This window comes from Acidovorax sp. (assembly GCF_016783915.1).
Taxonomy (GTDB): domain Bacteria; phylum Pseudomonadota; class Gammaproteobacteria; order Burkholderiales; family Burkholderiaceae_C; genus Acidovorax.
The window spans coordinates 1-6,155 of the sequence record NZ_JADHVT010000213.1 but is presented as its reverse complement, the minus strand read 5'-3'; the positions used below and the strand labels follow the sequence as shown (position 1 = coordinate 6,155).

Below are 6,155 nucleotides of genomic sequence, written 5' to 3'. Positions count from 1 at the left end.
CTTGCCCGGCTCGCATCAATAGAGTGACCGGTCTGAGCAACAAAGCGGTCGCTTGAGACCCTGCTCGGCCAATGACCAGTTGCGCAACACGCGAACTTTCAGGCGTTAGGTTCGAGTGTCGGAGATCAGCCTTGTCCCGCCGTTCAACCTGCCAGTTCGTCTGGCTGCTCCTTGCCGTTATGCACAGGTCCCAGTTATATGCAGGACTCCGACGCCGTCAGGCTGCAGGCCGCATGAACGCTGGCGTTGCCGGCGTCAAGGACGAGGACGCGCTGCACATAACGTTTGATTCCCGACGAGGCGAGATCGAGGGCAAATAGTCTTGTCACACGGTAGCCGCCGACGTGATGACCATGGCACACCGCCCCAACCGACTTCGCCTGTTTGTGATGGGTCTTCCCTCGACAGCGGCCAATCAAACTCCTGGGATTGGAACAGTTCGCCGCACGGCTGGAGATGAAGCCGCGGTGCGCAGCCTCAGCAAGGATTCATCGCATTTGGCGCCTCTGAGCATGACGAAACTATGGATAGCCTCGTAGCGCATGCACGCACCCCGCACCAGGGAGATCTCGAAGGAGCACCCACCGGGCTACTCATAACAGAGCACTGTGCATAACGCTGCACTCCCGTCCCAGAATCAGGAAGTCGGTTCAAGGCTGATCTCCGACACTCGAACCTAACGCCTGAAAGTTCGCGTGTTGCGCAACTGGTCATTGGCCGAGCAGGGTCTCAAGCGACCGCTTTGTTGCTCAGACCGGTCACTCTATTGATGCGAGCCGGGCAAGGTAGCAGGAGCAACTGATCACACCAAGGATGAATTGGTTCTCCCGACCCGCTGCGGTCGGTGTTGATGTAGGCAACGATCCCAGAAAACCGTCCGAGAAACCGGGGGAATCCCACCCCGGATACTTGGCGGCACGGCTTATCGGAACCATTGCGAAGAGCATCCGCAGTTGGCCCGCGGGTCCGAAACACGTAGCCAAGGTCTTCTCAAAGAATTAGATCGGCCAGAACCATAGAACGTCCAAAAGCATTCTCTGGTGTGGTGACCTCATGGCTGCACCGAGCAGTGCGAAGCTGCCACATGAGCCGCTCAGTGCGATGCCTCGTAGTGTGCAAGCGGCTCATTACCATTTAACGCAACGAGCAAATTTTCAGCAGCCTGCAACTCGATGGCTCGGCGAACCTTCTTCACCGCCGAACCAATGTGGGGTGTGAAAACCGTGGAGGGGTGTTGCAAGAGTTCCGGATGAATCTGGCGTGGACGGTCTGCCAGCAGCCAGTCTTCCATCTCGTACACATCGGCGGCGTAGGCACCCAGGCGCTCGTCCTTGAGCGCCCGTGCCACGGCAGCCTCGTCCACAACCGAGCCTCGCCCAATGTTGACCAGGATCTGCCCCCGCCGAACACCTTCAAGCATGGTGTCATTGACGAGGTGACGCGTTACGTCCAGCAGCGGAACGGCCAGAATGACATAGTCGGATTGCGACAGGGCCTCACCCAGGCTCACCATGGTCAGGCGTTCGTCATCACCATGCGGGTCCACGCCCAGCAGTTGAGCGCACCCGAAGCCACAGAGACGGTCCACAATGGCCCGCCCAACGGCGCCAAGTCCGACGACCGCCACGATCGAGCCGTGCAACCCCATTCCGTACAGCTGGGGACGCCATCCTGCGTAGCTCTTGCGAACACTGACGTCACCTGCCAGCACATGGCGCGCGGCGGCGATGGCCAGCCCAATGGCGAGTTCTGCCGTGGGTTCTGTGAGCAGGTCAGGAACGAAGCTCACGCTGACACCGGCTTGCGCACATGCCTTGAGGTCAAAGTTGTCATACCCCTTCAGGGCGCAAGCGATGGTCTTGAGCCTGGGAGCGTGCAACAGGGTTCGCTGATCTACCCGGTCAGGCATGAACGCCATCATGGCGTCGGCGTCCTTCAGGTGGAGGTAAAGCTCTTCCTCGCTCCAGGGCTCAGGCCCTTGATTCATCACTACATCACCGGCGGATCGAAGACGCGCCAGTACCTCTTCATGGATGGGCTGCGTCACCACAATTTTCGGCATCATTACCTTCCTCTCTCTTTCTATTTCAGATGTTTGCGAAGCGCCGACCCAATGCCGTCGACCACGAGCACGCATATGAGGATGGACAGCAAAATGGCGGAGACCTCGTCGTACTTGATCAGGCGCAGAGCTGCCATGAGTTCGAAGCCAATGCCGCCCGCACCCACGATGCCCATCACTGCCGATGCGCGAAAGTGATATTCCCATCGGTAGATGGTGATGTCCGCCAACTGGGGCAAAACCTGCGGCAACACAGCATGGGTGATGACCTGAAACCGGCTTGCGCCCGCGGCCTTAGCGGCCTCCAGAGGTTTCGGGTCCACGTGCTCTATGGCTTCGGCGTAGAACTTGGCCACCATGCCCGTGGAATGCAGGGCCAACGCCAGCACACCAGGCAATGCCCCAAAGCCCACGGCCGCGACGAACAGAATGCCCAGGATGATTTCAGGCACAGACCGAAATGCAGCCAAGATGGTTCTGACGATTCGCCCAACCACCGCATTCGGCGCGGTGTTGGGCGCCGCCACCAGGGCCAGCGGCAACGACGCCAGAACGGTCAAGGCCGTTCCCGCAATCGACATGGCCAAGGTGTCGCGCAGTGGAATGACCCATTGCTCCCAGCGAGCGAAGTTGGGCGGCACCATCTCAGAGGCCAACTGCTGAATGGCAGGAGCCCCTTCGATGAAACGCTGCGCGTCAAAGAAACCGGTGACAAACAATGCCAGCGTGCAAACGAGCAGGACTACGCAGGCTGCGCCCAGCCGTCTGAGTCGCCGCTGTCCGTCAATGGCAATGATGGATTCCAAGGCTACCGATGTCATTTCATGCGTCCCAGATCAAGCTTGAGAATCTGTGCTGTGTCGCGAAGAATGTCGTAGGCCTTGTCATCGGTAGCGGCAAAGGCCTCGATACGGAATGATTTGAGAATCTCGGCGTCCTTCATCTGAAGAAAGGCGGCTCGGATGGCTTCCTTGAGCTCCGGCGTGAGATTACCTTGCATCGCAATGGGATAGTTCGGAATGGGTGCCGACAGTTCAAGTTGCACAATCTTGTTGGCATCCACCATGCCCTTTGCGATGAGGTTGTCCAGAATGGTTTTTGACAGAGCGCCGGCGGGAACCTGCCCTGCCTGAACAGCTCGGGCCACGGCATCGTGCGTGCCCAGGTGAACGGGGCGGTAGTCAGTCTCGCCATTCAGTTGGTGGTTTTTAAGCAAGTGCGCGCGCGGTGCAAGGTGACCGGACGTCGAAGCCTGATCGCCAAAGCCAAAAGGCTTTCCACGAACGTCAGCCAGGGTCTTGACCGGGCCGCCTGCCGTGGCGATGAGAACCGACTGGTAGGTCGGAGAGCCGCGCTCCACGCCAACGGCAAAAGGCTCAATGTTGGGCGCCTTGGACTTGGCCAGTACGTAAGAGAACGGTCCAAAGTAGGCCACCTCGATGCGGCCAAAGCGCATGGCTTCAATCATCGACGAGTAGTCCGTAGTCACCGTAATCTCTATTTCCTTCTTCAGGGTCTGTTCCAGGTACCGCTTCAGAGGCTGTGCGTTCTGAATGATGGTGGCGGCGTTTTCGTCCGGCAACAGTGCAACGCGAAGCTTGGAAGGATTTTTGCCCTCGGCATGGGCGCCAAGTGGCAACAGGGCGGCCAAAGTGACGGCAGCGATAAATTGGAAACGGCGACGATTCAGCACGGTAAAAACTCCTTGGATTGAGAGGGGGAATCAAATTGACTGCCCATGTTGGCAGGTGACGACTTCGCGTACAGGGCAGACTGGGCTTCTTCCGTCAACTGCGCTGCTGTCCCGTCGAACACCACCTGGCCCTGGCGAAGGCCCACAATGCGGTCGGCGAACATGCGCGCGAGGTTGACTTGATGCAGACTCACGATGGCCGTGAGTCGGTCTTTCTTGCAGATGTCGTGAAGCAGGGTCAACACACTCTGCGCGGTCGCCGGGTCGAGGCTGGCCACCGGCTCATCGGCCAGCAGCAGGCGGGGCTTCTGCACCAAGGCACGCGCAATGCCAATGCGTTGTTGTTGCCCACCAGACAAGGTGTCTGCCCGTGCTAGGGCTTTCTCAAGCAGGCCTACGCGGTCAATGGCCGCCAGCGCCTCCAGCTTGTCAGCCTTGCTCCAAGGCCACAACGACGCCAGAGATCCGCGGGTGGCGAGCTTGCCCATCAACACATTGGCCAGCACGCTTTGCCGCCCGATCAGGTGGTGCTGCTGGAACACCATGCCGCAGTGGCGCCGATGCTCAAGAAGGTTGCGTTTTGAGACGGTGCCGCCCGGCAGATCGGCCACCGACACCTCTCCGTCTGTGGGGCTAACCAAGCCATTGATGCTGCGCAGCAGCGTTGACTTTCCCGCGCCCGACGCGCCCAGCAGCACAAGGAACCCGCCATGCTGTACCTCCAGCGAGGTGGGCGCAAGCGCTGTGTGACCATCGGCATAGGTCACCGTGATACCCCGCAAGCTCAGATGGCTCTCGCGAATTGCAGTTTTCATAGCTCGGTTTCATTTGTTGTGGTGCGCTAGACGCACACCAGGACTCAAGTGGTCAGAGGTATCTCTCGGGAAAGAGGAGGTTCTGGAAGAAACAGCTTCAGTGGAAGCACAGCTCAAGTCTGGGTGACCAAGGTGTCATGAATATGAAACTTTCATCCCTAAAAATGAGGGCACCCATAGATCACATCAATGTCTGGACTCAGCCTCCTCGCAGCCTTGAAGGCCTTTGACGCAACGGCCCGAGCCGGCAGCATGACCGCTGCCGCGAGAGTGCTCGCTATTCAACAACCGACTGTTTCTTCACACATACAGCGCCTGGAGGTCGACTTCGGCGTGGAGCTTTTTCATCGGCGCGGGCGGCGGCTTGAACTCACGTCCTTTGGACGCACTCTGTTGAACTACACCCGGCGTACCTTCAGTGGCGAGGAAGATGCGCACGCACTGCTCGCTGCTGCGAAAAATCAATACGTAGGGCGACTGGTCATCCATGCCATCGGGCCGCACAACGTGCTGCCCGTGTTGAAGCTGTTCATGAAACAGTTCCCCCAGGTCAACGTGGCTGTTGGCGTAGGCGACTCGCGAACCATCACCGAAAAGATTCTTGACTACCAGGGAGACGTGGGCATGGTGCTCAATCACGTCGCTCACCCAGATCTATTTGGCGCGGCTTACCGTACCCAGCGATTGGTGATATTCGGCAACACCCAACACTCACTCGCGCAACGGGCCACTCTCAAACTGCGTGATCTGCAGGGTCAGAGGTTCGTCATCCGAGAGGAAGGATCGACGACCAGACGCGTGTTTGAACAAGAACTAAAGGAGCGAGGCGTCGAGGTGCAGGTGGCTCTGGAGATGGGCAGCCGCGAGTCCGTTCGAGAGGCGGTGGCGGAGGGGCTGGGCCTAGGCGTCGTGGCGGAAACAGCCTACAGGCCAGATCCTCGCCTTGTTAAGTTAACTATTTCAGACACCAGCATGGCGACACAGGTGCACTTCATCTGTAGAAAGGAGCGGCATCAAGCTCCTCTGATCTCGACCTTCCTGGGTTTGGCGCATAGCGTAAGTCAGAAAATTGCCTAGGTATGGAACTTGGATTCCATGCAGCCGTGGGGCATGGGACCGAGGGGCAACTGTTCGCCTGTAGGCCGACTTAAGTTAAGGGTTGTAGGACGCCCGTAATCGCGCGGCGATCCCATCTTGACTGCGGGGCGCGGTCGTGTATCTGAATATGCGCTGTCAGGCTGACTGCCAGCGGTATGGCAGCAGCTCGCCGATCTGGGTGGCGGGCTGCATGGGCAGGCGTGCCATGACATCGCGCAGGTAGGCGTAGGGTCGTGCCCGTTCATGGGGAGACGTGTGCTAGACCATGACTGCAGCTCCCTCGATACCGGTCATCGATGCTGCCGCGCTGCTGGGTGAGCCAATGACAGCTTTGTGCCAGGCACCGTGAACTCAGGTCACGGCCGCGACCGACAGCAACCGCTGCACTCCGGTAGCACGGCGTGTGAGTGCTACCAGTTCAATAGGCCCTCCGTTGCGCTTAGTCCACTGCCCGTCCGCGCGTCGCGCACGCGCTTGTCCCGGAACA

5 protein-coding genes and 1 pseudogene are annotated in these 6,155 nt (G+C 59.1%); 1 reads left to right on the top strand and 5 read right to left on the bottom strand.

Annotation, left to right across the window (positions count from 1 at the left end):
- Positions 1 to 1,093: 1,093 nt before the first annotated feature.
- Genes ISS20_RS22935 through phnC form a run of 4 tightly spaced genes read right to left on the bottom strand, consistent with a single transcriptional unit; the run spans position 1,094 to position 4,570 of the window.
- Positions 1,094 to 2,065, bottom strand: a complete 972-nt coding sequence (locus ISS20_RS22935) for a phosphonate dehydrogenase (RefSeq protein WP_366828751.1) — start codon at positions 2,063 to 2,065, stop codon at positions 1,094 to 1,096.
- A gap of 17 nt (positions 2,066 to 2,082) precedes the next feature.
- A complete protein-coding gene (gene phnE, locus ISS20_RS22930) occupies positions 2,083 to 2,883 on the bottom strand; it encodes a phosphonate ABC transporter, permease protein PhnE (protein WP_114656170.1) in 801 nt (266 codons plus the stop codon).
- On the bottom strand, positions 2,880 to 3,755 hold the full coding sequence (phnD, locus tag ISS20_RS22925; protein ID WP_114656171.1) for a phosphate/phosphite/phosphonate ABC transporter substrate-binding protein: 876 nt from the start codon (positions 3,753 to 3,755) through the stop codon (positions 2,880 to 2,882). The genes phnE and phnD overlap by 4 nt, the downstream gene beginning before the upstream one ends.
- Entirely contained in the window at positions 3,749 to 4,570 is an 822-nt protein-coding gene (gene phnC, locus ISS20_RS22920; protein WP_035242057.1) for a phosphonate ABC transporter ATP-binding protein, read from the bottom strand. Before phnC ends, phnD begins: the two co-directional genes overlap by 7 nt.
- Positions 4,571 to 4,759: 189 nt before the next feature.
- Here phnC and ISS20_RS22915 point away from each other — a divergent pair, with 189 nt between their 5' ends.
- Positions 4,760 to 5,647 carry a LysR substrate-binding domain-containing protein gene (locus ISS20_RS22915; protein ID WP_086926349.1) on the top strand — a complete coding sequence of 296 codons (888 nt, stop codon included), beginning with the start codon at positions 4,760 to 4,762 and terminating at the stop codon, positions 5,645 to 5,647.
- A gap of 156 nt (positions 5,648 to 5,803) precedes the next feature.
- Here the strand turns inward: ISS20_RS22915 and ISS20_RS22910 are convergent.
- Positions 5,804 to 5,899, bottom strand: a pseudogene (locus ISS20_RS22910) (transposase domain-containing protein); the annotation flags it as partial.
- Positions 5,900 to 6,155 lie beyond the last annotated feature (256 nt).

Bases quoted from the DNA above. Each gene is read 5' to 3' on its own strand.
- phnE (WP_114656170.1), bottom strand. From the start codon at position 2,883: ATGACATCGGTAGCCTTGGAATCCATCATTGCCATTGACGGACAGCGG.
- phnC (WP_035242057.1), bottom strand. From the start codon at position 4,570: ATGAAAACTGCAATTCGCGAGAGCCATCTGAGCTTGCGGGGTATCACG.
- ISS20_RS22915 (WP_086926349.1), top strand. From the start codon at position 4,760: ATGTCTGGACTCAGCCTCCTCGCAGCCTTGAAGGCCTTTGACGCAACG.
- ISS20_RS22935 (WP_366828751.1), bottom strand. From the start codon at position 2,065: ATGATGCCGAAAATTGTGGTGACGCAGCCCATCCATGAAGAGGTACTG.